Here is a 25,670-nt window from a genome sequence, read left to right on the forward strand (position 1 = left end):
GCAAAATGTCAAGGCACGATCAGTGTACCGGCGCCGTGTTCGGTGAAGAGTTCGAGCAGCACCGAATGCGGCGTCTTGCCATTGAGGATGACGACGCCCTCGACGCCGCGCTCGATCGCCTCGATGCAGGTCTCGACCTTGGGGATCATGCCGCCCGAGACCGTGCCGTCCTTGATCAGCGCCTTCGCCTCGGTGACCGTCAGCTCGTCGATCAGCTTCTTGTTCTTGTCGAGCACGCCGGGCACGTCGGTGAGGAATAGCAGGCGCGAGGCCTTGCAGGCGCCGGCGATGGCGCCGGCGAAAGTGTCGGCGTTGATGTTGTAGGTGTGACCGTCGCGGCCGGGCGCCACCGGCGCCAGAACAGGGATCATTTCGGAGCGGGCCAGCAGGTCGAGCAGCGTGCGGTCGACCTCGACCGGCTCGCCGACGAAACCGAGATCGAGCACGCGCTCGATGTTGGAATCGGGGTCGATCATGGTCTTGCGCGCCTTTTCGGCGAACACCATGTTGCCGTCCTTGCCGCACAGGCCGATCGCCCATTCGCCCTCGGCGTTGATCAGTGCGACGATCTCCTTGTTGATCGACCCGGCCAGCACCATCTCGACGATCTCGACCGTCTTCTGGTCGGTGACGCGCAGGCCGCCCTCGAACTTGGATTCGATCCCCATCTTGTTCAGCATGGCGCCGATCTGCGGGCCGCCGCCATGGACGACGATCGGATTGACGCCGGACTGCTTCAACAGCGCGATGTCGCGGGCGAAGGCCTTGCCGAGCTCGATGTCGCCCATGGCATGGCCGCCATATTTCACCACGACCGTCTTGTGCTCGTAGCGCTGCATATAGGGCAGCGCGCGCGACAAGAGTGCGGCCTGCATTTCGGCGGTGGCGGCGACGTCCGTCATCGGCGTGGTTCCCTGGCTTTTGGTTTTATGCATGCCGTTGTCCCCAAACCGCTGGGCACTTTTGGGCGACATGCATCAGGTAAGGACGGCGGCGTCTTAGCGGGAATTGACGCGAGCCGCAAATGGCATTGCTGTCATATTCGAGCCGTTCACGGTGTCGTCATTGTGACGGCACCATCAGCGGCGCCCGCCGCTTCAGCCAGCCCGAGATCTTCTCCATCTGCGCGGCGAGCGACAAAAGCGTTTCCTCGTCGCCCGGGCGGCCGGCGGCCTGGATGCCGAGCGGCAGGCCGGCGTCCGTGACATGGACCGGTAGCGCAATCGACGGCTGGCCGCTGACATTGTGGATTGCGGGCCAGTGCGTGAACCAGAGGCTCTTGTCCATCAACTGGCCGAACAGTGGTTTGATCCTGAGCAGCGCCGTGAGATGCAGCTTGTCGACCAGGGTTTCGATCAACTCGTCGGCGCCTTTGGGATCCATGGCGCCGCAGGCAAGCGGCGGGTGCGCGATGACGGGCATCAGCACCGCATCATAGCGCGCAGTGTCCTCGATCAGGCGGCGCGAGGCGGCATGCAGCCGCTGCAGGCCGGCATAGACCTCGCCGGCCGAGACCATTTCGCCCAACCGGCCGAGCACCCGCGTGGCGCGCTCGATGTCGCCCGTCACGGAGCGGCCGACGCGCAGCGCATCACCCCGCAACGAGCCGGCAACGGCGGAGGCGACCGTCGTGCAGAAATCGGCGAAGAAATCGCGGCCGATGAAGGGCAGCTCGATGTCCTCGACGGTATTGCCGCCCTCACGGGCGAGCGCCACGGCAATGTCGAGCGCCTTGAGCGTCTCGGCCGAAATCGGCAGGCCGAGCGGCGACTTGCGGTAGACGGCCAGCTTGAGCTTGCCGGGATCGCGCGCGGCAGCGGCCGCGAACGGACCCTTTGGCGGCCGCGCGGCATAAGGCGCCAGCGCATCTGGACCATGGGTGAGGTCGAGCAGCAGCGCGCAGTCGCGCACCGAGCGGGTGACGGCGTGATCGACGACCATGCCGTACCAGCTTTCACTTACCAGCGGCGACAGCGGGACACGGCCGCGCGAGGTCTTGAGACCGACAAGGCCGCTGCAGGCCGAAGGCACGCGGATCGAGCCGCCGCCATCCGACGCATGCGCCGCCGGCACGACGCCGGCGGCGACCAGGGCTGCCGAACCGCCCGATGAGCCGCCGGTGGTGTGGCCGGTATTCCAGGGATTGCGGGTGATGCCGAAGGCTTTGGATTCCGTCATCAGCCGCAGCCCGTGCTCGGGCGAGGTCGAGGTGACGATCGGGATCAGCCCGGCGGCGAGATAGCGGTCGGTCATCACCGAATTGAAATCGGGCACCCATGCGGGAATGCGGCTGCCGCCATGCGAGGGCACGCCCTTGGCGGCGATGCCGAGATCCTTGATGGCAAAGGGGACGCCGGCCAGCGGCAAGGAGCGGTCGATGCTCTTCGCCCGCGCCCGCGCGGCGTCATAGAGCGTTTCGGCCGTGGCATTGATTTCGGGGCGAGTGGCCTCGGCGCGGGCGATTGCCGCTTCGGTCAATTCGATCGCCGACACGTCGCCCTTGCGCACCAGAGCGGCGAGGCCGGTCGCGTCTTCTTCCCAAAGGATTCGTTCGACCGACATGCGCGCTCCCCCGTTGCCGCCAAGCTAGTCAGCAGCGATTCCGTTGGCAATCCAGGCCAATAATGTCTCAGTTTGGAATTTGAGCGGCGAGTTTTTGTAAGACGCCTATCTCATGGAGTTGGAGGGGGAGCAACCGCCCCCGGAACAATGTCGGTATTCTGGGCAACCTTTATCCGCCAGCCCGACGGTTCTTCCTTCACAACAACCAGAAGCAGAATGCCTTTTCGCGTTCCAGCGGATGAGCCGTCCGGAGCGGATGCACCAGTCAGGATCCATGTATAATGCACCGATGCAATGCCGGAAGATAATTCAACAACTGACGAGACGGCACCTTCTAATCGGCTGTCGCGAAACATGGTTTCATGAGTTGCGCGGTGCGCCCTTTCGATCTCGGTGTGGTTCTTCCACCACATGCCCACGACATTGACAAAATTAGCGTCGTCGGCGAACAGCGCCGCGAAGTCGTCCATGTCATGTCTATTCCAAGCATCGGCAAAGGCAGTCGCGACATCCTCAGGTTTGGCGACTACCAATCTCATGCCAAATCTCCCTTGCTTTCCGCTAAAGTGTAGCATGTCGGGGTCATCGCCTCAAATGCGATTGCCAATCTTTGAATTCAAACTGGGACACAGCCTCGAGGCAGGTGTGCGGACGCCGGAACTTTAGGCGCGCGGAATATTTCCGCGTTGCAAATACATCGCAATTGCCTAATTTGGACCCGCATGACGCCGCAGGACATCACCAAGCTGATCGTTCGGACTTCGATGAAGGATCGGGCTGCGTTCGACCTGCTGTACCGGCAGACCAGTGCGAAACTTTTCGGCGTGTGCCTTCGTGTATTGAACGACCGGGGAGACGCGGAAGAGGCGTTGCAGGAAGTCTTCGTCAAGATATGGACGAAGGCGGATCGTTTTGCCGTCTCCGATCTGAGCCCGATCTCCTGGCTGGTGGCGATCGCGCGCAACCATGCGATCGATCGCATCCGAGCGCGGCGCAAGCCTGCAGTCGATATCGATACCGCGCTCGACGTGGCCGATCCGGCGCCGGGACCAGAAGCGATGGCGGTGGCGGGCGATGAGACCGAACGCATCCACCACTGTCTCGATGAACTGGAAAAGGACCGGGCGGCGGCCGTCCGCGGCGCTTATCTCAAGGGCGAAAGCTATGCCGAACTGGCGGAACGTCACGGCGTGCCGTTGAACACGATGCGTACCTGGCTGCGCCGCAGCCTGATGAAACTCAGGGAATGCCTGGAAAGATGACGCTGGCAGAGGACAATGGACCGGAACGTGGAGGCGACGACCTGTTCGCCGCCGAATACGTTCTTGGTGTTCTGCCGGCGGAAGAGCGGCAGATCGCATCCAGGCGCATCGACAGCGAGACAGAGTTCGCGCGGCTCGTCGATGGTTGGGAAGTTCACCTCTCGCCGTTGGGCGCGGGCTATCCGGAGATCGAACCGCCGGCTTCGGTGAAGCCGGCGATCGACCGCCGGCTGTTTTCATCCACCGCCGCCGCGCCCGCCGAACCGCGCGCCGGCCTGTGGTCCAGCCTCGCCTTCTGGCGTGGTCTCGCCGTGGCGGCTGTTGCCGCGCTGGCGCTCTATGTCGCCGTTCCCTATGTCAATCGGCCGGCCGAACAGCCGCAGGCGCGACTAGTCGCCTCGCTGGCCGCCGACGGCAGCGACGTCAAATATCTCGCCGTCTATGATTCCGAACGGCATGAAGTCAGCCTTTCGCATGTTTCCGGCGCGCTCGCCTCCGGCAAGGACTTCGAACTGTGGATGATCGAGGGCAAGAACGCGCCGGTCTCGATGGGCGTCATCCCGGCCGGTGCGACGGCGCACATTGGGGTCTCGCCCGCCACGCAGCAGAAACTCGCGCAGGGCGCCGTGCTGGCCGTCAGCCTCGAGCCTGCCGGAGGCTCGCCGACCGGCCAGCCGACCGGCCCCGTTGTTGCCGCGGGCGATCTGAAGGGCATCTGATCGACCCTCCGGATGGTGACAAGATAGAAATTACCCAGTCTATCTTCCATCACATATGTCTAATAGGCCCGTAAGCCGGCAAACCGTCGTGCTCGAAAATTTTTCCGCAATGCAAATAAATCTAAAACCAGGAAATAGTCTGAAACTCACGCATCTGTGTTCCGTATCTCCTCGCGTCCCCAAAAATGGGAAGAGAAACCCGAGGAGTCCAGATATCATGCGTAGATTCGCCACCCTTTTGCTCGCCGGTACGATCGCTGTCTCCGCGCTTGCCACGGCTGCTTATGCTGAAAACCCGATGGTCGGCGGCGCCGCCATGTTTGCCAACAAGACCATCGTCGACAACGCCGTCAATTCCAAGGATCACACGACGCTGGTCGCCGCCGTCAAGGCCGCCGGCCTGGTCGAGACGCTGCAGGGAGTCGGCCCGTTCACCGTCTTCGCGCCGACCAACGAAGCCTTCGCGGCACTGCCGGCCGGCACGGTCGACACGCTGCTCAAGCCCGAGAACAAGGACAAGCTGACCAAGATCCTGGCCTGCCACGTCATCGGCGCCAAGGCGATGGGGGCGGATGTGGCCGCGATGGCCAAGGCCGACGGCGGGACGCATAAGGTCAAGACGGTCGGCGGCTGCGAGCTGTCGCTCAAGGCCGATGGCGGCAAGGTCACCGTCACCGACGAGAACGGCAATGTCGCTAATGTGACGATCGCCGATGTCGAACAATCCAACGGCGTCATTCATGTCATCGACAAGGTTCTGCTCCCGAAAATGTGATGGGACCGAAAATGTAACAAGGCGCTTGCCGCGGACGAAACAGCAGGCAAGAGCTCTCTGTCGATCGCGTCGTCTCGCTCCCGTGATCCGCAATCGGCACGCCTGCTCCGCGCCGTTCCACGGTCAGCCGTGAACGGCGCGGAGTGTCGTTTGAGGGCAACCGTCACCGGCTTTTGACTTTTGCGTGGCGGGTATAGTTTGGCAAAACGGACGACAGGAGGAACTGGTCATGAACCGTCGCGACTTTCTTTTGAGCGGTGCCGCCGCGATCGGCGTTGTCGGTGCCGCGGCGACGGTGCTTCGCATGGGCAGCCCGCAGGCCGCCCAGGCCGCCGAGAAATTCGAGATCACCAAGACCGACGACGAATGGAAGGCCATCCTGTCGCCGGCCGCCTTCGACGTGCTGCGCAAGGAGGGCACCGAGTATCCAGGCACCAGCCCGCTGCTCAACGAACACCGCAAGGGCATCTTCGCCTGCGCCGGCTGCGACCTGCCGGTCTATCCCTCGGAGACGAAATTCGATTCCGGCACCGGCTGGCCGAGCTTCTGGCAAGAGATCGCGAATGGCATCGGCAAGACCGAGGACCGGTCGCTGGGCATGACCCGCACCGAAGTGCATTGCCGCCGCTGCGGCGGCCATCTCGGCCACGTCTTCGACGATGGCCCGGCGCCGACCGGCCTGCGCCACTGCATCAACGGCGTCGCGCTGACCTTCAAGCCCGCCACCGCCTGACGCTAGAGCAGTTCAGCGATTGGTAGAATCGCTGAACTGCTCTAACTATTTGTTTTTACGCAATTCCGGACGGAAAACCGCTACACACTTTTCCTGGAATTGCTCTAGCAAGGGCAATAAAAAACTCCGGGCTTTGCGGCCCGGAGTTTTTTGCGCTGTCAGCGTTTCAGGCGTGGACTGGAGGAGCTTCCTGAAACCGCTGCCGCGTATGGTTCTTTTGTTTCAGTGCCCGCCGCCTCCGCCACCACCGGGCGCGGCCGGCTTCCTGATCAGCATGGTGAACAGGCCAAGCGTCGCGAACAGCACCGTGAGCATGTAGAACACGTCCATGAAAGACAGCAGCGCCGCCTGTTGATGGACCATGCCCGACAATTTGGAGATCGCCGCACTGGTGGCGTCCAGGCCTGATGTCTGCTCGAAGTTGAGCGTCATGTTCTGCAGCTTCTGCTGGGCCGCCGCGCTGCCCCACTGCACGTGCTCGCCGAGCCTTGCGTAGTGGAAGGCATTGCGGTCGATCAGCACGGTGTTGATGAGGGCAAGGCCGACCGCACCACCGAGATTGCGGGTGAGGTTGAACAGGCCGGATGCATTCTTCAACCGGTCCGGCGGCAAGGTGCCGAGCGCGATGTTGTTGATCGGCACCATGCACAGCATCATCGAACAGCCGCGCAGGATCTGCGGGATGAGCAACTCATAAAAATCCCAGTCGGCGGTCAGGTGGGTCATCCACCATGTGCCGGTAGCGAAGCCGAAGAAGCCGATCATCATCATCAGCCGCAAATCCATCTTGCTCGACAGGATGCCGGAGATGGGCGCGGTGAAGAACATGGCCAGGCCGCTGACGAACAGCGCTTCGCCGATCATCATCGAATCGTAGCCGCGGATGCGCCCCAGGAAGACCGGATAGAGATAGGTCAGGCCATAGAGGCCGATGCCGATGACGAAGGAAAACAGCGAGCCGAAGGCGAAATTGATGTTGCTGAACGCCTTGAGGTCGACGATCGGTTCCTCGGCGGTGAAGACACGCCAGAAGAAGATCACCGCGCCGATGGTCATGATGATGGCGCAGATGAACACGGCCTGGTCTTGCAGCCAGTCGTTGTTCGGACCCTCTTCCAGCACGTACTCCATGCAGCCAAGGAAGGCGGCCATGCCGGCGAGGCCCCACCAGTCGAACTTCGAGAACAACTTGAGATTGGGCTTGTCGAAATCGATCAGCGACCAGGCCACGGTCGCCACCAGAATGCCGGGCACGACATTGACCAGGAACAGCCAGTGCCATGAAAAGGCGTGGCTGATATAGCCGCCGACGGTCGGGCCGATGGTCGGCGCCAGCGTCGCCACCAAGCCGATCATCGGCGAGACGATGGCGCGGCGCGACGGCGGGAAGATGGTGAAGGCGGCAGCGAAGACGCTCGGGATCATGCCGCCGCCGATGAAGCCCTGCACGGCGCGGTAGACGATCATCTGGTCGATGTTGGTGGCGGTCGCGGCCAGCGCGCTGGCCGCGGTGAAGCCCGCGGCCGCGACGGTGAACAGCACGCGCGTCGACAGCATCCGGCTGAGGAAGCCCGACAGCGGGATCATGACCACCTCGGCGATCAGATAGGCTGTCTGCACCCACGGGATCTCGTCGGAACTGGCGCTGAGGCCGGCCTGGATTTCGGCCAGCGAGGCCGAGACGATCTGGATGTCCAGGATCGCCATGAACATGCCGAACACCATCGCCAGGAAGGCAATGACGCGTCGCGTCGAAATCGTGTCGGGAACCGCCGGCATGGCCGGTGGCGATCCTGCGGTGATGGTTGCGGTTGCCATGTCCTAAGCCTCCTTGAGGCAGGCCGGGCGGCCAGGTGCTTCAATCAGCCACCAAGCCGCCCTCCGAAAAGCGATTAGTTACTGGTCGCGGCAGGCGCCGTGCGGCTGTCGACGGCGACGACGACGCTCAAGCCCGCGCGCAGCTTGCCGGTTTTCAGCGCATCGGCCGGCACGTCGATGCGGACCGGCACGCGCTGCACCACCTTGGTGAAGTTGCCGGTGGCGTTTTCCGGCGGCAGCAGCGAGAACACCGCGCCCGACGCCGGCGCCAGCGAGGAGACGGTTCCCTGGATGGGGTGGCCGTCGATGGCGTCCACCGAGATGTTGACCTTTTCGCCGGGAACCAGCCGGGCAAGCTGCGTCTCCTTGAAGTTGGCGACGATGTAGAGCTTGTCCATCGGCACGACCACGGCGAGCTTCTGGCCGGGGCTGACCAGATCGCCCTGTTCGACGGAGCGGTTGCCGACGACGCCGTCATACGGCGCCTTGAGCACGGTGAAAGAGAGATCGCGCGCGGCCTTGTCGCGGCCGAGCTGCAAGGAGGCAAGCGTGCTCGCCGATTCGGCACGCTGTGCCTCGAGCACGCCGATATTGGCCTGCGCAGCGGCGATCTGCGCGTCGGCGCCGACGAGAGCGGCCTTGGCCTGGTCGAGCGCGGTCTGGGCGTCGTCCAGCTGTGCCTGCGTGCCGACATGCGTCTTGACCAGTTGCGCGGCGCGCTGCTGGGCGCGGCCGGCATTGTCGGCGGCGGCCTGGTCGGCGACCTTCTGCGCCTGCGCCTGCTGCAGGGAGGCCTGCGCGGCCTTGGTCTGCGCGTCGATGCGGTCGAGCGTCTTGGCCAGCGTGGCGATCTGCGCCTCGGCCTGGGCAACGGCGATCTTGTAGTCGCCGGCATCGATCGTCAGCAGCGGATCGCCGGCCTTGACCTGCTGGTTCTCGCTGACCAGGAGCTGATCGACATAGCCGGAAATTTTTGGCGAGACGAACGCCATGTCGGCCTGGACATAAGCATCGTCCGTGGAGATCATGAAGCGGCCCGTGGTCCAGTAATCATAGCCGTACCAGGCGCCGCCGCTCAAAAGGGCAAGGCCGATGATCGGCAGCAGGAAAGAGCGCACCGAGCGCTTCTTCTTGGCCGGAGCTTCAGTATCCGGCGGCGGTGCGACGACTGGCTGGACATGCACATCGGGCGCTTCCGTCGCCGGGGCAACCTTGGCGTTGGGGAAAGGGCGGACTTCGGCGGTGACGGACGTATTCGAGGACATGACATCTCTCTAAAGTTATAATACTGAACCGTTCGGTTCGATCTGGGCGTTGACATAGCGCGTAAAGAGGACCATATCAAGGGGCAATCGAACCGGTTGGTTCGAATTATTTTCGGGGTGTGATTTTTATGGTTGAGACTGTGCGCAACGCCGAAGCCGACCAGTGCGAGGATCTGCTCGATGGTCTGCGCCGTGGCCGCCCGGCAGCCGGACAGGATCCGGTCAAGCGCAGCCAGATCATCGACGGTGCCCGCCGCGTCTTCATCGAAAAGGGCTTCGAGGCCGCCTCGATGAACGACATCACGCGCGAGGCCGGTGTCTCCAAGGGCACCATCTATGTCTACTTCGCCAACAAGGAAGAGTTGTTCGAGGCGCTGATCGAGGAAGAGCGCGGCACCATCTTCAAGAACATGTACGACATGCTCGACCGCGCCGACGATTTGCGCCAGACGCTGGTCAAGTTCGGCAAGGTCCTGTCGATGAAGATCACCTCGGCCAGGGTCATCCAGGCGCAGCGCACGGTCATCGGCGCCTCCGACAGGATACCCGACATGGGCGCGCGTTTTTACGAACGCGGGCCCAAGCGCGGCCATGACAAGGTGGTGGTCTTCCTCAACGCCGCCGTCGAGCGCGGCCTGCTCGAGATCGACGATGTCGACCTCGCCGCCTATCAGTTCACCGAACTGTGCCTGGCCGGTCTTTTCCGGCAGTGCATCTTCGCCTACCGCACCAAGGCACCGACCCAGGACGAGATCGATCACATTGTCCGGTCGGGCGTCGGCATGTTCCTCAAGGCCTACGGCACCGAAAGGCTGGCAGAGGAAGAAAACAGCTCACACTCGCCCTGACAGGAATCTCCGAAACGGCCGTCCAGTGGCCGATTTTTTGCGGAGGGCGGCTTGACCTCAAGGCGCGGAGCGTCAACGTCTGGATCTGGGTAGAACCGATCATTCGGCGGAATGGTTCTCGTTCGCGAGCGTGAAGGCAGATCGGGATGGGCGTTCCGAAGCTCCAGAATCAGATGCGACGCATCGTGGCGGACTTCAACGCCGGTCGCCACGAGCAGGCACGGCTGCTTTGCGGGGAGGCTCTTCGCGAGGCGGCTGACGACCCTGCCCTCAACCACCTTATGGCTGCCGTTCTTTTCGCCAAGGGAGAGATATCGGAAGCCCGCGCCCATATCCAGGCAAGTCTGGCGATCCGGGCTGACAACGCATCCGCCCAATTGCTCGCCGGCCGCTTGGCGCGGGCGGTACGGGATTTTGACCAAGCACTGTTCCATCTCGCGCGCGCGGCGGAATTGGCGCCTGGCGCCGCTGTGCTCATCGAGCAGGGGCGCACGCTCGACGAGGCAGGCGACCGGGCCCATGCGCTCGAGGTATGGCGACAGCTGACACTTGCCGATCCCTTTTCGGCGGAGGCGGCAGCACGCCTGGGCCGCATGCTGTTCGAGGACGGAATGCCCGCCGATGCGGCACCCTTGCTGGAGCGGGCCGTAAAGGGAAGCGCGCCCGCATCGGCATGGTTCGACCTCGCCCTTGTCAGGCAGGATCTGCATGATCATGTGGGGGCAGCGGCCGCCTATCGCAAAGCGCTGGAGATACGCCCCGACGACGCCGAGGCGGCGGTCAATCTGGGGGTAGCACTTCAGGAAGCGGGCGATATGGACGCCGCGATCGAGGCCTATCGAACGGCCTACGGGCAGCGCGCCACAACCTTTGGCACCATCGCGATGGCCCTGACGTCAGCGCCGCACGGCAAGCTTTGGATCGATCGCGAAACGTTGAAGGGCTTGCTTGGTAAAAACAAAAATTAGGTCGGGTCGCATTTGGAGCGGCGGCACTCGGATCGGAGCTCTAGCGGGCGCGTTTCACGCGAAACTGCTTACGGTAGACGCCGGGTTCGGCAAGAACATCGGCGACGGTTTTTTCATAGGAGGCTTTGCGTGTGACATCGAAGCTTTCGAAAACGAGTTCGGGCGCGGCGCGCGGCACGGGAAAGCATTGCGCGACCGGCGTGCCCTTCGCCAGCACGCCGGAGAAACCCTGGTCGGTCCAAATCGCCGGGAAATTGATGCCGGCGTCCTGGAAGTGATCCGAATCGACGACACCAGTCACCAGGCGGAAAGGAAGATCATCGCGGTTGACCGGATGGGTGGCGAAGAGGGACCAGCCTTCCTCCAACTCGATCGTCCAGAAACTGTTGAATTTTATCGCCGCCAGCCCATTCGACAACGGTGCGCCGGAGAGCTGTTCGGCGACATGGAAGCTGAGCGGCGAACGCGGGTGGCCCTTCGTTGACGGCTCGGCGATGTCCCACCGCCATTCAAAGGCCCCGTTCTCAACTGTCACATCGCATGGCAGCAGGATCATGAAGCCATGTGTCATCGCATCAACGAAGGGCGGACACTGTTTTACTGTCCTGATCTCTCGCCCATGGATTTCCGAATAGGCTTTCGGAGGCATCTTGCGGAGCCAGTCAGGCAGCACGCCACGCGCGGGAACCGGCCGGGGGAGCATTTCGGCAAGCGCGGGATCACAACGAAAAACGATACGCATCCGGTTGCCCTCGAACGGCACTGCGATGTTGACGGATTGCCAGGGCGCGGTCAACGTATGCGCGCACGACGACTAGCCGCCATTCGCCGCGAGCACGATGGCGGCCTGCAATTCCTCCAGGCCTTCGCCCTTTTCCGATGATGTCGCCAGCACGAACGGGAACGCCGCCGGACGCTTCTTGATCTTTTGCAGCGTCTCCTCGATCAGCCGCGGCACGCCGGCGGCCTTGATCTTGTCGGTCTTGGTCAGCACGATCTGGTAGGATACCGCCGCCTTGTCGAGCAGCGACAGCACCTCGTCGTCCTTGGCCTTGATGCCGTGGCGGGCATCGATCAGCACATAGACCCGCTTCAGCGTGACGCGGCCCTTGAGATAGTCGAAGACCAGCTTGGTCCACTCGTCGACTTTCTCCTTGGGCGCGGTGGCGTAGCCGTAGCCCGGCATGTCGACCAGCGCCATCGGCGGCAGGTCGGTGCCCTCGCCTGAAAATCCGTCCGGCACGAAATAGTTGAGTTCCTGCGTGCGCCCCGGCGTGTTGGAGGTGCGCGCCAGCCCCTTCTGGTTGACCAGGGCGTTGATCAGCGACGACTTGCCGACATTGGAGCGGCCGGCAAAGGCTATCTCCGGCGGCCCTTCCGGCGGCAGGAACTTCATGGCCGGCACGCCGCGGATGAAGATCCATCCGCGCGTGAACAGGTCGGTTTGGATCGCGGTGCTGTTGGGAACGTTCAAGCTGCTGCCTCCAGTAGAGAGATATCGGCGCTCCTGATGGCGTCGAGATTGCGGCCGATCTTGTCCACCGGCCAGTCCCACCATGCCACCGCCAGCAGCCGTCGGATCGTCCTGTCGTCGAAACGCATCTTCACCACTTTCGCGGCGTTGCCGGCAACGATCGCATAGGGCGGCACATCGTGCGTCACCACCGATTTGGCGGCGATGATGGCGCCATGGCCGATTTCCACGCCGGGCAGGATCACGGCCTCCATGCCGATCCAGACATCGTTGCCGACCATCGTGTCGCCGCGCAGTTCCTTCGACCATGTCTGGGGGTCGAAACCCTTTTCCCAGCCATGGCCGAAAATGTTGAACGGATAGGTCGAGAAGCCGGACATGGCGTGATTGGCGCCGTTCATGATGAAGCGCGCGCCCTCGGCGATAGCGCAGAACTTGCCGATGATGAGCTTGTCGCCGATGAAGGGATAGTGATGCAGCACGCATTTTTCGGCGAATTTGTCCGGCCCGTCCGGGTCGTCATAATAGGTGAAGTCGCCGATCTCGATGTTCGGCTCTGTCACCAGAGGCTTCAGGAAGCCGACGCGCGTGTGCATCGGGATCGGGTGCTTGATGCCGGGGTTGGGTCCGTCCATGTCGAAGTCCGTCCAGGAAGTGATAGCCACGCGGATCCGCAATCCGCGCGCCTGGTCAAAATAACGTGATCCGCCCTATAGCACCAATCGGCTGACGAGCGAGCCTTCCTTGCCTGCCACGCTCATTTGTTGCCGCGGCAGATCACGATCGGGTTGGACAGCGCGCTGTCGAAACCACTGCCCTGATAGACCTGAACGTTCGACGCTCCGGGCGGCAGCATGAAGCTGCCTTCGACGACCTTCTGATCTCCCGCCATCGTGTGAAGATCCCAACTAAACGTGCAGAACTGTGGCGGTGCCTTGGGTTCGACATGGCTGCAGTTGAGCTGCGCGCCGCCCAGCATGGCGGCGCCGCCGCAGCTGACCGCATCCTTCGCGGCAGCGGCGCCGGGGCACCCAACGAGAGCCGTGAGAGCCGCGATCCTGATCCAATCCATCGCCAAAATCCTTGCCGGCAAATCCACATCGCCACGCGGCTTTTGCATGCCGTGGCCCATGCGTTTTTTCTTCCCCGGGGCTTAATCGGTCTTGCGCGGGGCGTCCAGCAGGATTATGTGCATGATGATAATAAGCATGCTCACGAAAAGTTGCCACCCGACCCCGACCTCCTCCCATGCCCTCTTCCCGCAATATCAGCTTCGTGCTGCACGACGTCGCGCGCCTGCTTCGCAAGCGGTTCGAGCAGCGGTCACGCGCATCGGGGCTGACCCGCGCCCAATGGCAGGTGCTGGCCTTCCTTTCGCTGCATGAAGGCATCCACCAGAACAAGCTCGCCGACCTCATCGAGATCGTGCCGATCACGCTCGCCCGGCTGCTCGACAAGATGGAGGCGCGCGGCTTCATCGAGCGCCGGCCCGATCCCGTCGACCGCAGGGCATGGCTGCTTTACCTGACACCGCGGGCCCGTCCGCTGCTCGAGATCATGCGCGGCAACGGCCAGAAAACACGAGACGAGGCCTTCGCTGGCCTTTCGTCCGAAACACAGCAGCATCTGCTGCAAACGCTAAGCTTGATCAAATCCAATCTGCTCGCGGCTTGCACCCAGCCAGCCGTCGACCGGGAGAAAGTACATGGCTGAATCGACATCCCCCAAGAAGCCTGCCGGAGACGAAACACCGGCGGGTCGGACCGACCAGATTATCCAGCTCGACAGTGAGCGCGAACAGCGGCGGGCCAGCGCCGTCATCGAAAATGACGAACTGGAAGCGCCCGTCGCCCTGGAGCCGGCGGCGCTGGAGGCTCCGGCCAAGGAGCCGCCGCCACGGCAGGCCCCTGCCGCCGTCGCCCCTCCTGTTCCGGTCAAACCGAAGCGCAGCCTGGCGCGGCCCGTCCTTTTTGCCCTGCTTCCCGTCGCGCTTGTCTTCGGCGGCTATTATTATGTCACCGGCGGTCAGCTGATGACGACCGACAATGCCTATATCCAGGCTCAGTCGCTCGGCGTCTCCACCGACGTCTCCGGCACGGTGCAGGAGATCGACGTGCATGAGAACCAGGCGGTCAAGAAGGGCGACGTGCTGTTTCGCCTGCGGCCGGCCTCCTTCGAGACCGCTCTCGCCGCCGCCCAGGCCCAGCTCGGAACCGTCCGCAACCAGGTGCTGACCCTGGAGGCGAGCTACCAGCAGTCGCTGTCGCAGATCGAGCAGGCGCAGGCCGACATTCCCTATTACGAAGCCGCCTTTCAGCGGCAGCAGGATCTGCTCAAGACCTCCACCGCCTCGAAGGCGTCTTTCGACAGCGCCCAGCACGATCTCGTCGCCGCGCGCCAGAAAGTGTCCGTCGCCAAGGCGCAGGCGCAGGCCACGCTCGCCCAGCTTGGCGGCGACGCCAACCAGCCGGTGGAGAAGAACCCCTTCTACCTCCAGGCCCAGTCGGGCGTCGACGACGCGCAGCGCAACCTCGCCGATTCCGTTGTCAAGGCACCGTTCGACGGCATCGTCACCAATGTCGACGCGCTGCAGGTCGGCAAGTACCTGCCGGCTTCGCAGCCGGCGTTCAGCCTGGTCTCGTCGACCGATCTGTGGATCGCGGCGGAACCGAAGGAAACCGAGCTGACCTATGTGCGTCCCGGGCAGACGGCGACGATCAGCGTCGACACCTATCCCGGTGCCGTCTGGCACGGCAAAGTTGCCTCGATCAGTCCCGCCTCGTCGTCGAGCTTCTCGCTGCTGCCGGCGCAGAACACCACCGGCAACTGGGTCAAGGTCGTGCAGCGCATCCCGATGCGCGTCACCATCGCTGACATCGACGGCAAACCACCGCTGCGCGGCGGCATGAGCGCCGTGGTCGACGTCGACACGGGCCATGCACGCGGCCTGCCGGACTTCGTCACCAATCTCATCGGCCTGTTCGGACAAAAGTCATGACCAGCGCGTCCGCGACAGGTGCCACGCCGGTGGTCGCCAATCGCGGCGCCATCACCGCCTGCGTGATCCTGGCCGTCATCATGCAGGCGCTGGACACGACCATCGCCAATGTCGCGCTGCCCTATATCCAGGGCAGCGTCTCGGCCAGCGCCGACCAGATCAACTGGGTGCTGACCTCCTACATCGTGGCGGCGGCGGTGATGACGCCGCCTTCCGGCTACCTTGCCAACCGCTTCGGCCGCAAGCGCATCCTGTTGACCTCGATCACCGGCTTCGTCGTCGCCTCGGTGCTGTGCGGTTTCGCGCAGTCGCTGCCGCAGATCGTCGGCTTCCGCCTGCTGCAGGGCCTGTTCGGCGCGGCGCTGGTGCCGCTGTCGCAGAGCATCCTGCTCGATATCTACAGTGTGGAAGAGCGCGGCTCCGCCATGGCGCTGTTCGGCGTCTCGGTGATGGTCGGGCCGGTGCTGGGGCCTGTCATCGGCGGCTGGCTGACCGAGAATGTCAGCTGGCGCTGGGTGTTCTACATCAACGTGCCGATCGGCGCGCTGGCCTTCGCCGGCGTGTCGCTGTACGTCCTGGAAACCAAGCTGGATTTCAAGGCGAGGCTGGATTGGCTGGGTTTCGGCATGCTCAGCATCACCATCGCCGCCTTGCAGATGTTTCTCGATCGCGGCGAGCAGCTCAACTGGTTCTCGTCATCCGAGATTATCGTCGAGGCGCTGATCTGCGCGTCGGCCTTCTACATCTTCCTCGTCCACACCTTCACCGCCCGCAACACCTTCGTCAATCCGAGGCTGTTCCTCGACCGGAATTTCGCCGTCGGCATGATCTTCATCTTCATCATCGGCATCACCTATCTCGCCTCGCTGGCGCTGATGACGCCTTACCTGCAGACGCTGATGGGCTATCCCGTGGTGACGGCCGGCATCGTCATGGGGCCGCGCGGGCTTGGCACGATGGCCTGCATGTTCCTGGTCGGCAGGCTGATCGGCAAGGTCGACACGCGCTGGCTGCTGCTCATCGGCCTGCTGATCACCGCCTGGGCGATGTACGACATGACCGGCTGGACGCCTGACGTTTCGCAGTGGACCATCATCTCCACCGGCTTCATCCAAGGTGCGGGCTTGGGCTTCCTGTTCGTGCCGCTGACCACCATCACCTTCGCCACGCTGGCGCCGGAGCGGCGCGCGGAAGGCACCGGCCTCTACAATCTGTCGCGCAACATCGGCTCCAGCGTCGGAATATCGGTGGTCACCGCGCTTCTGACGCAGAATGTGCAGATCAACCACGCCAACATTGCCACCTATGTGACGCCCTTCAACCAGGCGTTCAGCGATCCGGCGATCTTCCAGGCGATGAACCCTTATACCGCCGCCGGCCGCGCCGCGCTCGACGGCGTGGTGACGCTGCAGGCGACTGTTATCAGCTACATGAATGACTTCAAGCTGATGATGATCCTGTCGCTGGCGGCGATCCCGCTGTTGCTCCTGCTGCGCAAGCCGGGGACGCCGGCCAAGGTCGACCACAGCGCCGTCATGGAGTGATGTGGCGGAAGCGGTCGGGCTTCGAACGCCGAGGCAAAGCGCTCTCACCAAAAGAAACCGGGGCCCTGTGAGGGACGACAGGACCCCGGCCTCGCCGATACGGCTTCGCAAGAAACATGGCACCTCGTCATGAGGCGGGGATGGCGGACCGGGAAAGCCCCAACGATCCGCCGACGCCCCCTTTTCGCCGGAAGCCGCTACTTCGGCAACAGAACCTTGTTGACGACGTGAATGACGCCGTTCGACTGGTTGACGTCGGCGATCGTCACCTTCGACTCGCCGCCGGACTCGTCCATGATGTAGAGCTTGCCCTTCTTGACTTCGGCGGTGAGCGTGTCGCCCGAGACGGTCTTCATCTCGTATTTGCCGCCCATCGCCTTGGCCTTCTTCATCATATCGGCGCCCGAAATCTTGCCGGCCACGACATGCGCGGTCAGCACCTTGGTGAGCTTGTCCTTGTTTTCGGGCTTCAGCAGCGTGTCGACCGTGCCGGCCGGCAGCGCCGCGAAGGCTTCGTTGGTCGGGGCAAACACGGTGAACGGGCCGGCGCCCTGCAGCGTCTCGACCAGGCCGGCGGCCTTGACGGCGGCGACCAGCGTCGTGTGGTCCTTCGACTTGACCGCGTTCTCGACGATGGTCTTGGTGGCGTACATCGGCGCGCCGCCGACATTCGGGTTCTTGGCATAGGCCGGCGCGGCAATCGCCATGCCGGCGATGAGGGCTGATAGGGCGATGGTCCTGAATGTGGGCAAGCGCATGTGGTCTTCCTCCGGGTGAGGGCTGATCGGGATTGATAGCCTTTGAAACGCACACGCAGTCACGCCCCGCGCGTGATTGCAGTTTCGCCGATCACGGGATCGTGAAGCGATACCTGGTGCAAACAAAAAGGCCCGGACAAGCCGGGCCTTTTGAGGAGGGAAGGTGCCGGCTATTCGGCCGGCGAAGGTTTCTTGCGGAACAGCGCCACCAGATTGTCCCACAGCTCGATCTTGGCGCCCTGGCGCTTCATGATCACGCCCTGCTGCAGGATCGACAGCGTGTTGTTCCAGGCCCAGTAGATGACCAGACCCGCCGGGAACCCGGCCATCATGAAGGTGAAGATGACGGGCATCCAGGTGAAGATCGCGGCCTGCGTCGGATCCGGCGGCGTCGGGTTCATGCGCATCTGCAGGAACATGGTGACGCCCATGATCAGTGGCCAGACGCCGATCATCAGCATGTGCGGCAGGGTGACCGGAACGAGGCCGAACAGGTTGAACAGCGAGGTCGGATCGGGCGCTGCCAGATCCTGGATCCAGCCGAAGAACGGCGCGTGCCGCATCTCGATTGTGATGTAGAGCACCTTGTAGAGCGAGAAGAAGACCGGGATCTGCAGCGCCACCGGCCAGCAGCCGGCGAGCGGATTGATCTTTTCGGTCTTGTACAGCTCCATCATAGCCTGCTGCTGCTTCATCTTGTCGTCCGCGTATTTCTCGCGAATCTCGAGCATCTTGGGCTGCACCTTCTTCATGTTCGCCATCGACGCGTAGGACTTGTTGGCGAGCGGGAAGAAGATGGCCTTGACGATGACCGTGGTGGCCAGGATCGCCAGGCCGAAATTTCCGAAGAATTTGTAGAGCGTGTCGATGAGCCAGAACATCGGCTTGGTGATGAAATAGAAATATCCCCAGTCGATCACCAAGTTGAACTGGCGAATGTGACGGTCAGTCTCATATGCGTTGATCTTGGCAACTTCCTTGGCCCCAGCGAAGATCTCCGTCTCGACTGTTGCGGATTGGCCGGCGTCGACATTGATTGCATCGGTCAGGAAGTCGGACTGATAGCGATGGCGACCATCCTCGAAAAAGGCATAGCGTGGCTGGAAAGGCTGCTTTTCGGTTGGCACGAGCGTCACGGCCCAGTATTTGTCGGTGATGCCGAGCCAGCCGTCGGTCGACTTGCCCGGGGTGACCTGCTTTTCAGATTCGATCTTGGCGTATTTATATTCGGCCAAGCCCTCGGTGCCGGTGACGCCGATCAAACCTTCATGCAACACGTAGGTACTGGCAACGGCCGGCTTGTCGTATCGCGTGACGCGGCCATAGTTGAACAGCGAAACGGCGCTGCTGCCCGAATTCTGCACCGTGTCCGAAACCGTGAACATGTAGTCGCTATCGACGGAGAAGGTGCGCTTGAAGGTCAGGCCCTTGTCGTTGGTGTAGGTGAGCGTCACCGGCGTCGACGGCGTCAGTGTCGGATTGCCGTCGACCGTCCACGCCGTTTCCGCGCCCGGCACCGTTCCGGTCTTGTCGTTGCCGACGAAGCCGATCTCGGCGAAATAGCCGGTGGGCAGCGCCTGCGGGTTGAGCAGTTCGATCTCGGGCGAATTCTTGTCGACGGTCTCGGTGTAGTGCTTGAGCTTGAGGTCGTCGAGCCGCGCGCCGGTCAGATTGATCGAGCCCTCGAGGCTCGGCGTGTCGATCTTGACGCGCCTGGAAGCCGCCAGCGCCTGGTCGCGGCCGGCCGCGGTAACGATGTCACCGCCGGGGGCGTTGGGAATGGCACCCGGGGCCGTGGTGCCCGGCGCCGGCGTCGATGCGCCCGGATTGGCGGTATCGGCCGCCTTCTTCTGGTCCTCGACGCGCTGCTGCTCGATGCGAGCCGCCTCGCGTTGCTGCTCGCTGCGCGGCAGGACATAAAAATACTGCCACAGCGCCAGGATCAGCACCGACAGGGCGATGGTGATGAAGAAGTTCCGGTTGTTTTCCATCGAGAGCCCTTGGCCTATCGTGTTCCGCGAATCCGGCGGGAGAGTTCGGCCTTCAACTGGCCGAAGGGGGCGCGCAGCGCATCATCGCGCCCGACGATGACATAATCATTGCCGGGCACCATGTCATCTGCGGCATGGACGCGGACGGCCTCTTTCAGCCGCCGCCTGACGCGGTTGCGCACAACAGCGTTGCCGACCTTCTTGGTAACGGTGTAGCCGACGCGCGGCACCCCGCCGTCGCCGCGGTCGAGGACCTCGACGAGGAAAAACCGTCCGCGTCGCTTTTCACCACGACGGACGGCCAGGAATTCCGCGCGTTTCAGAAGCCGCTTGGGATTTTGCCCCACTGGCTTGCCGGTTGCGGGCAACGATCTCGTCTCGCTTAGGCGCTGAGCCGCTTGCGGCCGCGGTTGCGGCGAGCTGCGACGACGCCACGGCCACCCTTGGTGGCCATGCGAGCACGGAAGCCGTGCCGGCGTTTGCGGACGAGTTTGGACGGTTGGTAGGTACGCTTCATTTGTTTTAATACCGCGGGGTGCGGCCCTTCTTGATTCTGTCACTTTGTAACAGGAGCTTTGCCGGGCCGGTTTTGGCGCGATCGAAACCGCGCCGGGACGAATGGCCCGAGCGTGAGCGGGCTTATAGAAAGAAGGGTTTTGGAAGTCAATCCGGCGTCGGCGCGCTAAAGACGCACCTCTTTTGGAGCATCTATTTTTCCGACCAAGGGAGAAATTGGCAAAAAAGCCGTAATCGCCTAATCTTGGCTGATCAAGTGATTGTGAAGATCGAGTCGCATGAGCGAAGCCAGCCAAGCAGGGGAAGGGACCGGAACGGCATCAGCCGCCGTCCGCACGGTACCCCTGTCGCGCGGTTTGTCGACGAAGCTGCTGCTGCTCACCATCGTTTTCGTGCTGCTGGCCGAAGTGCTGATCTTCCTGCCCTGGATCGCCAGCTATAGGTTGAGCTGGCTCAAGGAGAGGCTGAGCACGGCCGCCGCCGTGTCGATCGTGCTGGTGCAGGGCGAGTCGACCTCGCTGTCGCGCACGGCCCAGAACGACGTGCTGATGGCCATCGGCGCCAAGGCGATCGCGGTGCGCGACGGCGGTGTCTCGCGGCTTCTGGTGGTGGCCGACATGCCGCCACAGGTCGACGAACACATCGATCTCGCCAGCGTCGGCATGGTCAAGGGCATGACCGGCGCGCTGGACACGCTGTTTTTCGGCGGCGACAGGATGCTGCGGGTTTTTGGACCGGTCGGCGACAGCGACAAGGAGTTCGAGCTGATCATGCCGGACTACTCCCTGCGCAAGGCCATGCTCATCTATTCGCGCAACGTCGCCTTCGTCTCGCTCCTGATCTCGCTGTTCACGGCCATGCTGGTTTATGCCGCGATCGACCTGATCATGATCGGCCCGATCCGCACCATGACGCGTTCGATGCTGTCCTTTTCCCAGGCCCCTGACGATCCTGGGCGGATCATTCACCCCGCCGATCGCGCCGACGAGATCGGCGTGGCCGAACGCGAACTGTCGCAGATGCAGGAGCGGCTGCAAAAGATGCTGGCCGAGCAGAAGCATCTGGCCGACCTCGGCCTCGCCGTATCGAAGATCAATCACGATATGCGCAACATTCTGGCCTCGGCCCAGCTGCTGTCGGACCGCCTGCGCCAGGTCAAGGATCCGACCGTGCAGGCCTTCGCGCCGAAACTGGTGCGCGCGCTCGACCGCGCCGTCGCCTATTCGGAGGGCGTGCTTCATTACGGCCGCACGCAGGAGCCGCCGCCCTCGCGCCGCAGGGTGCGGCTGCGCCAGCTTGTCGAGGACGTGCACGGCCTGCTGGCGATCGAGGAGGGCATCGAGTTCATCAACGCCGTCGAGACGGCTTTCGAGGTGGACGCCGATTCCGACCAGCTGTTCCGGGTGCTCACCAACCTTTGCCGCAACGCGGTGCAGGCGATGGCGGCCGATACCGAAAGCGCCGTGGTGCGCCGGCTGGCGGTCTCGGCCGAGCGCATGGGCAGTGTCAGCCGCATCGCCGTCACCGACACCGGCCCCGGCCTGCCGCCGAAGGCGCGCGAAAACCTGTTCGCGGCCTTCCGCGGCTCCGCGCGCAGCGGCGGCACCGGTCTTGGCCTGGCCATCGCGCATGAACTGATCCGCGCGCATGGCGGCACTGTGGAATTGGTCGAGTCGATTGGCGGGCGCACGACATTCGCCGTCACCATCCCCGACCAGCCGGTGCGCCTCGACCAGGCCCGTGGCAGCCTGCGCCGCCCGGCCTGACGGCTTCCGGCCGTTTGCTGAGGATTACTCGCCTTCCGGGCCCGCCTCTTCCCTGACCTTACCCGATTGTCCGCCGTCTGGATTCAGGCTGATCCCACGGCTCGAAGTGCCGGGATCGGCGCCGGCATCGCTGGATGACAGGCTTGCGACAAAACTTTTGCCGGATCGGCTTGCTTTTCGCAAATTCAGTCGTTAGGGAACTGCACACATTCGCGGCCGGTCTTTCGGATCGGATCGCGGGGCCGTCGAAAACATGGCCTGATGCGCGCCCGTAGCTCAGCTGGATAGAGCACCAGACTACGAATCTGGGGGTCAGGAGTTCGAATCTCTTCGGGCGCGCCATTTCGGTACAGAACTATGAGCGCCGACGCCGCCGATTCTTCGCTGGAAGCGGCAACGAGGGTTCGCAGCAGTTCCGAACTCGATCCCATGATCCATGATTGCGACCGCCGCCGCTGCCAATCTTGGACGTGCTTCTTCTAACTCTTTGTTTTTACGCAATTCCGGACGGAAAGCCGCTACACGCTTTTCCTGGAACGGCTCTAGATTGCTCGAAGTGCGGCAGAGCGCCGCTTCTCGCGACAAATATCCGCTATCGCTAGCGGGAGACCGCGGCGCCCCTGTCGGTCCAGGTGGGCGGCAGGCCGAAGCGGGCGGCGACCATTCCCGGAATGCCGGGAGCCGTTCCGAACGCCTTGCAGGCATCGTATTTCGGATCACCGCCGAGCGAGGCCCGCAGTCTTTGCATCGATGGTATCGCCGGCATTCCCTTGAACGGGTCCTTGCCCTTGAGCAGCATGCGGCTGAAGTCAGCGGCGAAGGCCGAAGAGAGGGAATACGCATCCCCCACCGTGGACACCCGAGCCTTGGTCGTGATTATGTTTGCACCGCGCGACCAGAGAATGGCTGCCTTCTGGGAACTGTCCTTGTCGACGGCCTCGGCCTCGATGGCCAGGCCGCCGAGGCCGATCGGAAGCCGGGGGACTGGAACGCCGAGCCCCGCCACCGAGGCGCCGAGCGACGCAACGACGGAACCCGCCGCCGCCGTACGATTGGTCGCAACGATGTCGGTGACGGTAGCGTGGACGATGAGGTCCGCTGGCAGGCTCGGGGCCACGACCTGGAAGCGGTCGCTAAGGTCAGTGCAGAGCGCCCGGTCGACCGCGTTGGCGACGAGCGCCAGGTCTTTGGGATCGAAGCCACTGCTGCCGATCTGCGTCGCGGTCGGTACAATGCGCACGGTCTGTGCGGCGAGCAACGGCGCCGGATCCACACGCAATCTCGCTTTTGCGAGGATGCCCGTGGATGGGCTCATTCCGGCGTAGGAACTGAGGGACGTGCCCTGGGGCAAGGGCACACTCGTGCACGCGGACAACCACAGGGCCGCGCAGAGCGCTGCTCGCGGCCGCATTTCAAGTCGTCGAAGCTTCAGGATCATTGTCAAATCGTCTGAACCGGCATCATGGGTTCAGCTCTAGCGGCCCCAGCGTTAATTGCGGTAAAGGCAGTGTAAAGTTGGGTAAAACCCACGATCGGCACGGATCTTCAGCCGGCGCATACGTCGCCGGAAGCGCCAGCGTGATGGTGCGGCCAGCGGGGCGTTTCGCCTCAGAACCGTACGCGGGCCGGAGGAAACTTGTTTCATCGGGCCGGCAGCCCAGCCATCAAAAGAGGTGCAGTATTGGTTTGAGGAGCTTTGCGGATTGCAACGACTCGATGAGTTCGGACCCGGGGATTGCAAGGAGAAAGCAGGAACTGTCGATAGCGGTACGCTTCAGCGCAACCGGGTTGAACGTCCTGGGCAATTGATGCGCGACGTCGCCAACGCTTCGTCCGAAGCGAGGGAGGAAGGCGGGCACCTCATGGCAATATTCCCGGTAGGCATCGCCAAAAAGCCCGTCAAGAGCAATCGATTCGCGGCCTGAGACATAAGCGAATACCAGATACCCAAACAGGAAGTAGAAGGCCGCAATCGCCACTGACCCGAAAATCAGGCCGATGCCGGCAAGCCCTAGGGAAGAAAAGAAGTACAGCGGATTGCGGGTGTGGTTATAAGGGCCGTTCGTTATGAGTTCCCGGTTCTTGCGTCCGCCTATATACAGCGATGCCCAGCACCGACCGGCGACACATATTATGATAAATGCGGAGCCAATAAGCTCCATGCCTTGGCGAGGAAGAGTCTCCGGCGGCCAGGCGCTCTGCGACAATAGGACCGGCGTCAAAAGTAATGGCACGGCCAGCCAGAGGAACCGCATCCTCTTGCCCTGCTGAAACACCGTCGTGGTCACCGACATCAGTCCACTCTCTCGCATTTGAAGAACCGGGGTCGCGGTCCAGCTTTAGCGATGCCAGCGTTAATGGCGGTAAAGGCAGTGTAAAGTTGGGTAAACCTTGCCATCAACCTCGATCGTTGGCCGGCTGCCGAGGAATCTCCAGCATGATGGCCAAGCCGCCGACGTCCGGCAGCGACGCGTATACGCGCCCGCCATGGCGCTCGATTGCCTGTCTCGCGATCGCAAGGCCAAGACCGTACCCGCCTCTGGGTGCCGCGTCGTTGCCGCGGGAGAATGGCTGGAAGATTCGTTCGAGTTCGTCTCGCCTGACGCCCGGCCCCTGATCCACGACGCACACCTTGAGGAGGTGTTCCGTGGTCTCGCATTGCACGATGATTTGCGAGTGTTCGGCGGTGTATTTGACGGCGTTGCGAATGACGTTTTCCAGCGCCCGGCAGATCAGCTCGCCTTCGACCTCGGCAAGAAAGCTGTCGTCGACATTGGTGGTGATCGAAACCTGGCGTGCCTGGGCTTCGAACGCCGCGTCGCTCAGGATTTCGTTCAGGAGATCGATGACGTCCAGCCTCTGTGTCGACAGAGGGAGGCGGGAACCGGCCGTCAGCCTGGCGAGCGTCAGCACTTCGCCGACCAGCGCATCGAGCCGTTCGATCTCCCGGTCCATGCGATCCAGCATGGCATCGAGTTTGCCCGGACTCTGCCGAAGGACACCCCCAACGGCTTGCAGACGTGACAGCGGGGAGCGCAGCTCATGGGACACGTCGTGGAAAAGTCTCTGCTGTGCCTCCTGCAGCTCCTGCAACCGCGCAGCGCTGGAATCGAAATCATGCGCGAGCGCGGAGACCTCGTCCTTCCGGCCTGCCATCTTGTGTCCGATGCGGACGTCGAAGCGGCCATGGGCGAGCGCGCTCAGGCCGTCGCGAAGGTGCACGACGGGACGAATGAGATATCGGGCGAGCGCGGCCGCCGATATCGCGCTCGAAATCAAAATACCGAGCCCTGGTACGAACGGACCAAGCTTGTCGAGAATGACACTGTATTGCCGAGGCACGGAGATCCGGTAGCAACTCCCGTCCTTCAGGACGGTTCTTGTCTCCGCCGTGCTCCTATCGGTGCATGCGCCGGATCCCGCGATCTCGGAGATCGTGAGGCCGACCGGCACCGTGTCCTCGCTTGCACGGGCAAAGCGCCGAGCGGCATCTTCACCGTCCTTGACAAGGAGGTTTTCAGTCAGGTCGAGGACGACCGCCTGCTTCTGGCGTTCCAGTTTCGAAGCGGAAGGAAGCGTCTGAAAGAAGTCGAGCGTCAGGACTATGATCGCGACGGACGCGGCAAGCGTCAGCCAGGTTATCACGAAGAACTTCTTGAACAGCCGGGGCATG

The 25,670-nt window shown here is 63.0% G+C and carries 26 protein-coding genes and 1 tRNA gene; 11 read left to right on the forward strand and 16 right to left on the reverse strand.

Annotated features, from left to right (window positions below; genetic code table 11):
* Window positions 1–8: 8 nt before the first annotated feature.
* The 3 genes from argB to EN824_RS22640 form a co-directional block, all read right to left on the reverse strand.
* Window positions 9–902, reverse strand: a complete 894-nt coding sequence (gene argB / locus EN824_RS22630; RefSeq protein WP_127276050.1) for an acetylglutamate kinase — start codon at window positions 900–902, stop codon at window positions 9–11.
* A 160-nt stretch (window positions 903–1,062) separates the two neighbouring features.
* Window positions 1,063–2,562 (reverse strand): amidase, encoded by a 1,500-nt coding sequence (locus tag EN824_RS22635; RefSeq protein ID WP_127873304.1) that lies wholly within the window; start codon window positions 2,560–2,562, stop codon window positions 1,063–1,065.
* 110 nt (window positions 2,563–2,672) lie between these two features.
* Window positions 2,673–3,101, reverse strand: a complete 429-nt coding sequence (locus EN824_RS22640) for an SgcJ/EcaC family oxidoreductase (protein ID WP_127280227.1) — start codon at window positions 3,099–3,101, stop codon at window positions 2,673–2,675.
* 183 nt (window positions 3,102–3,284) lie between these two features.
* On the opposite strand from EN824_RS22640, the gene EN824_RS22645 reads away from it, so the two are divergent.
* The 4 genes from EN824_RS22645 (at window position 3,285) to msrB (ending at window position 6,051) form a co-directional block, all read left to right on the forward strand.
* Window positions 3,285–3,824 (forward strand): sigma-70 family RNA polymerase sigma factor, encoded by a 540-nt coding sequence (locus EN824_RS22645; RefSeq protein WP_127280228.1) that lies wholly within the window; start codon window positions 3,285–3,287, stop codon window positions 3,822–3,824.
* Entirely contained in the window at window positions 3,821–4,543 is a 723-nt protein-coding gene (locus EN824_RS22650; RefSeq protein ID WP_127280229.1) for an anti-sigma factor, read from the forward strand. Before EN824_RS22645 ends, EN824_RS22650 begins: the two co-directional genes overlap by 4 nt.
* A gap of 217 nt (window positions 4,544–4,760) precedes the next feature.
* Entirely contained in the window at window positions 4,761–5,318 is a 558-nt protein-coding gene (locus EN824_RS22655; protein ID WP_127280230.1) for a fasciclin domain-containing protein, read from the forward strand.
* A 229-nt stretch (window positions 5,319–5,547) separates the two neighbouring features.
* Complete coding sequence (gene msrB, locus EN824_RS22660; RefSeq protein ID WP_127280231.1) at window positions 5,548–6,051, forward strand: peptide-methionine (R)-S-oxide reductase MsrB; 504 nt, start codon at window positions 5,548–5,550, stop codon at window positions 6,049–6,051.
* Between the two features lie 222 nt (window positions 6,052–6,273).
* Here the strand turns inward: msrB and EN824_RS22665 are convergent, their stop codons facing one another.
* Window positions 6,274–7,830 carry a DHA2 family efflux MFS transporter permease subunit gene (locus EN824_RS22665; RefSeq protein WP_245511842.1) on the reverse strand — a complete coding sequence of 519 codons (1,557 nt, stop codon included), beginning with the start codon at window positions 7,828–7,830 and terminating at the stop codon, window positions 6,274–6,276.
* A gap of 113 nt (window positions 7,831–7,943) precedes the next feature.
* On the reverse strand, window positions 7,944–9,134 hold the full coding sequence (locus EN824_RS22670; protein ID WP_127280514.1) for an HlyD family secretion protein: 1,191 nt from the start codon (window positions 9,132–9,134) through the stop codon (window positions 7,944–7,946).
* 128 nt (window positions 9,135–9,262) lie between these two features.
* Between EN824_RS22670 and EN824_RS22675 the strand changes: the two genes are divergently transcribed.
* Together EN824_RS22675 and EN824_RS22680 are read left to right on the forward strand one after the other, a co-directional pair.
* The gene (locus EN824_RS22675) at window positions 9,263–9,982 is read left to right on the forward strand and encodes a TetR/AcrR family transcriptional regulator (protein ID WP_127280513.1); all 720 of its coding nucleotides are present in this window, start codon (window positions 9,263–9,265) and stop codon (window positions 9,980–9,982) included.
* A gap of 146 nt (window positions 9,983–10,128) precedes the next feature.
* Entirely contained in the window at window positions 10,129–10,950 is an 822-nt protein-coding gene (locus tag EN824_RS22680; RefSeq protein ID WP_245464505.1) for a tetratricopeptide repeat protein, read from the forward strand.
* Window positions 10,951–10,990: 40 nt separating this feature from the next.
* On the opposite strand, the gene EN824_RS22685 is transcribed toward EN824_RS22680, so the two are convergent.
* The 4 genes from EN824_RS22685 to EN824_RS22700 form a co-directional block, all read right to left on the reverse strand.
* A complete protein-coding gene (locus EN824_RS22685) occupies window positions 10,991–11,692 on the reverse strand; it encodes a hypothetical protein (RefSeq protein WP_127873306.1) in 702 nt (233 codons plus the stop codon).
* A 72-nt stretch (window positions 11,693–11,764) separates the two neighbouring features.
* Window positions 11,765–12,424, reverse strand: coding sequence for a ribosome biogenesis GTP-binding protein YihA/YsxC (yihA, locus tag EN824_RS22690; protein WP_127278556.1), 660 nt, complete (start codon window positions 12,422–12,424; stop codon window positions 11,765–11,767).
* Complete coding sequence (locus EN824_RS22695; protein ID WP_167531531.1) at window positions 12,421–13,059, reverse strand: CatB-related O-acetyltransferase; 639 nt, start codon at window positions 13,057–13,059, stop codon at window positions 12,421–12,423. The genes yihA and EN824_RS22695 overlap by 4 nt, the downstream gene beginning before the upstream one ends.
* Window positions 13,060–13,181: 122 nt before the next feature.
* Entirely contained in the window at window positions 13,182–13,556 is a 375-nt protein-coding gene (locus tag EN824_RS22700) for a hypothetical protein (protein WP_245464381.1), read from the reverse strand.
* Between the two features lie 116 nt (window positions 13,557–13,672).
* Here EN824_RS22700 and EN824_RS22705 point away from each other — a divergent pair, with 116 nt between their 5' ends.
* The 3 genes from EN824_RS22705 to EN824_RS22715 are packed head-to-tail and all read left to right on the forward strand — an operon-like array spanning window position 13,673 to window position 16,966.
* Window positions 13,673–14,137 carry a MarR family transcriptional regulator gene (locus tag EN824_RS22705; protein WP_127278555.1) on the forward strand — a complete coding sequence of 155 codons (465 nt, stop codon included), beginning with the start codon at window positions 13,673–13,675 and terminating at the stop codon, window positions 14,135–14,137.
* Window positions 14,130–15,422 (forward strand): HlyD family secretion protein, encoded by a 1,293-nt coding sequence (locus tag EN824_RS22710; RefSeq protein ID WP_127278554.1) that lies wholly within the window; start codon window positions 14,130–14,132, stop codon window positions 15,420–15,422. Before EN824_RS22705 ends, EN824_RS22710 begins: the two co-directional genes overlap by 8 nt.
* Entirely contained in the window at window positions 15,419–16,966 is a 1,548-nt protein-coding gene (locus tag EN824_RS22715; protein WP_127278553.1) for a DHA2 family efflux MFS transporter permease subunit, read from the forward strand. The genes EN824_RS22710 and EN824_RS22715 overlap by 4 nt, the downstream gene beginning before the upstream one ends.
* Window positions 16,967–17,163: 197 nt before the next feature.
* Here the strand turns inward: EN824_RS22715 and EN824_RS22720 are convergent, their stop codons facing one another.
* From EN824_RS22720 to rpmH, 4 genes are all read right to left on the reverse strand, one after another.
* Complete coding sequence (locus tag EN824_RS22720) at window positions 17,164–17,724, reverse strand: fasciclin domain-containing protein (protein WP_127278552.1); 561 nt, start codon at window positions 17,722–17,724, stop codon at window positions 17,164–17,166.
* A 170-nt stretch (window positions 17,725–17,894) separates the two neighbouring features.
* Window positions 17,895–19,715: a membrane protein insertase YidC gene (gene yidC / locus EN824_RS22725; protein WP_127278551.1), complete on the reverse strand. Its 1,821-nt coding sequence runs from the start codon at window positions 19,713–19,715 to the stop codon at window positions 17,895–17,897.
* A 14-nt stretch (window positions 19,716–19,729) separates the two neighbouring features.
* Window positions 19,730–20,083, reverse strand: a complete 354-nt coding sequence (gene rnpA / locus EN824_RS22730; protein WP_127278550.1) for a ribonuclease P protein component — start codon at window positions 20,081–20,083, stop codon at window positions 19,730–19,732.
* A 14-nt stretch (window positions 20,084–20,097) separates the two neighbouring features.
* On the reverse strand, window positions 20,098–20,232 hold the full coding sequence (gene rpmH / locus EN824_RS22735) for a 50S ribosomal protein L34 (protein ID WP_008833937.1): 135 nt from the start codon (window positions 20,230–20,232) through the stop codon (window positions 20,098–20,100).
* Window positions 20,233–20,509: 277 nt separating this feature from the next.
* On the opposite strand from rpmH, the gene EN824_RS22740 reads away from it, so the two are divergent.
* Complete coding sequence (locus tag EN824_RS22740; RefSeq protein ID WP_127873310.1) at window positions 20,510–21,997, forward strand: HAMP domain-containing sensor histidine kinase; 1,488 nt, start codon at window positions 20,510–20,512, stop codon at window positions 21,995–21,997.
* 265 nt (window positions 21,998–22,262) lie between these two features.
* Window positions 22,263–22,339, forward strand: a tRNA-Arg gene (locus EN824_RS22745).
* Between the two features lie 256 nt (window positions 22,340–22,595).
* Here EN824_RS22745 and EN824_RS22750 read toward each other — a convergent pair.
* The 3 genes from EN824_RS22750 to EN824_RS22760 all read right to left on the reverse strand — a co-directional run bounded on the left by EN824_RS22750 (window position 22,596) and on the right by EN824_RS22760 (window position 25,669).
* Window positions 22,596–23,435 (reverse strand): DUF3313 domain-containing protein, encoded by an 840-nt coding sequence (locus EN824_RS22750; protein ID WP_127278789.1) that lies wholly within the window; start codon window positions 23,433–23,435, stop codon window positions 22,596–22,598.
* 226 nt (window positions 23,436–23,661) lie between these two features.
* Entirely contained in the window at window positions 23,662–24,291 is a 630-nt protein-coding gene (locus EN824_RS22755; protein ID WP_189521927.1) for an isoprenylcysteine carboxylmethyltransferase family protein, read from the reverse strand.
* A gap of 103 nt (window positions 24,292–24,394) precedes the next feature.
* Window positions 24,395–25,669, reverse strand: a complete 1,275-nt coding sequence (locus EN824_RS22760) for an ATP-binding protein (protein WP_127278791.1) — start codon at window positions 25,667–25,669, stop codon at window positions 24,395–24,397.
* Window position 25,670: the final 1 nt, after the last annotated feature.

It is taken from the genome of Mesorhizobium sp. M8A.F.Ca.ET.181.01.1.1, assembly GCF_004792025.1.
Lineage (GTDB): Bacteria > Pseudomonadota > Alphaproteobacteria > Rhizobiales > Rhizobiaceae > Mesorhizobium.

Coding starts and splice junctions, on each gene's coding strand:
- EN824_RS22650 (WP_127280229.1), top strand. CDS start 3,821: ATGACGCTGGCAGAGGACAATGGACCGGAACGTGGAGGCGACGACCTG.
- EN824_RS22665 (WP_245511842.1), bottom strand. CDS start 7,830: ATGCCGGCGGTTCCCGACACGATTTCGACGCGACGCGTCATTGCCTTC.
- EN824_RS22700 (WP_245464381.1), bottom strand. CDS start 13,556: ATGGGCCACGGCATGCAAAAGCCGCGTGGCGATGTGGATTTGCCGGCA.
- EN824_RS22655 (WP_127280230.1), top strand. CDS start 4,761: ATGCGTAGATTCGCCACCCTTTTGCTCGCCGGTACGATCGCTGTCTCC.
- rpmH (WP_008833937.1), bottom strand. CDS start 20,232: ATGAAGCGTACCTACCAACCGTCCAAACTCGTCCGCAAACGCCGGCAC.
- yidC (WP_127278551.1), bottom strand. CDS start 19,715: ATGGAAAACAACCGGAACTTCTTCATCACCATCGCCCTGTCGGTGCTG.
- EN824_RS22685 (WP_127873306.1), bottom strand. CDS start 11,692: ATGCGTATCGTTTTTCGTTGTGATCCCGCGCTTGCCGAAATGCTCCCC.
- argB (WP_127276050.1), bottom strand. CDS start 902: ATGACGGACGTCGCCGCCACCGCCGAAATGCAGGCCGCACTCTTGTCG.
- EN824_RS22710 (WP_127278554.1), top strand. CDS start 14,130: ATGGCTGAATCGACATCCCCCAAGAAGCCTGCCGGAGACGAAACACCG.
- EN824_RS22695 (WP_167531531.1), bottom strand. CDS start 13,059: ATGGACGGACCCAACCCCGGCATCAAGCACCCGATCCCGATGCACACG.
- EN824_RS22675 (WP_127280513.1), top strand. CDS start 9,263: ATGGTTGAGACTGTGCGCAACGCCGAAGCCGACCAGTGCGAGGATCTG.
- EN824_RS22640 (WP_127280227.1), bottom strand. CDS start 3,101: ATGAGATTGGTAGTCGCCAAACCTGAGGATGTCGCGACTGCCTTTGCC.
- EN824_RS22680 (WP_245464505.1), top strand. CDS start 10,129: ATGGGCGTTCCGAAGCTCCAGAATCAGATGCGACGCATCGTGGCGGAC.
- EN824_RS22740 (WP_127873310.1), top strand. CDS start 20,510: ATGAGCGAAGCCAGCCAAGCAGGGGAAGGGACCGGAACGGCATCAGCC.
- EN824_RS22755 (WP_189521927.1), bottom strand. CDS start 24,291: ATGTCGGTGACCACGACGGTGTTTCAGCAGGGCAAGAGGATGCGGTTC.
- msrB (WP_127280231.1), top strand. CDS start 5,548: ATGAACCGTCGCGACTTTCTTTTGAGCGGTGCCGCCGCGATCGGCGTT.
- EN824_RS22760 (WP_127278791.1), bottom strand. CDS start 25,669: ATGCCCCGGCTGTTCAAGAAGTTCTTCGTGATAACCTGGCTGACGCTT.
- EN824_RS22670 (WP_127280514.1), bottom strand. CDS start 9,134: ATGTCCTCGAATACGTCCGTCACCGCCGAAGTCCGCCCTTTCCCCAAC.
- EN824_RS22720 (WP_127278552.1), bottom strand. CDS start 17,724: ATGCGCTTGCCCACATTCAGGACCATCGCCCTATCAGCCCTCATCGCC.
- EN824_RS22635 (WP_127873304.1), bottom strand. CDS start 2,562: ATGTCGGTCGAACGAATCCTTTGGGAAGAAGACGCGACCGGCCTCGCC.
- EN824_RS22705 (WP_127278555.1), top strand. CDS start 13,673: ATGCCCTCTTCCCGCAATATCAGCTTCGTGCTGCACGACGTCGCGCGC.
- EN824_RS22715 (WP_127278553.1), top strand. CDS start 15,419: ATGACCAGCGCGTCCGCGACAGGTGCCACGCCGGTGGTCGCCAATCGC.
- EN824_RS22750 (WP_127278789.1), bottom strand. CDS start 23,435: ATGATCCTGAAGCTTCGACGACTTGAAATGCGGCCGCGAGCAGCGCTC.
- EN824_RS22645 (WP_127280228.1), top strand. CDS start 3,285: ATGACGCCGCAGGACATCACCAAGCTGATCGTTCGGACTTCGATGAAG.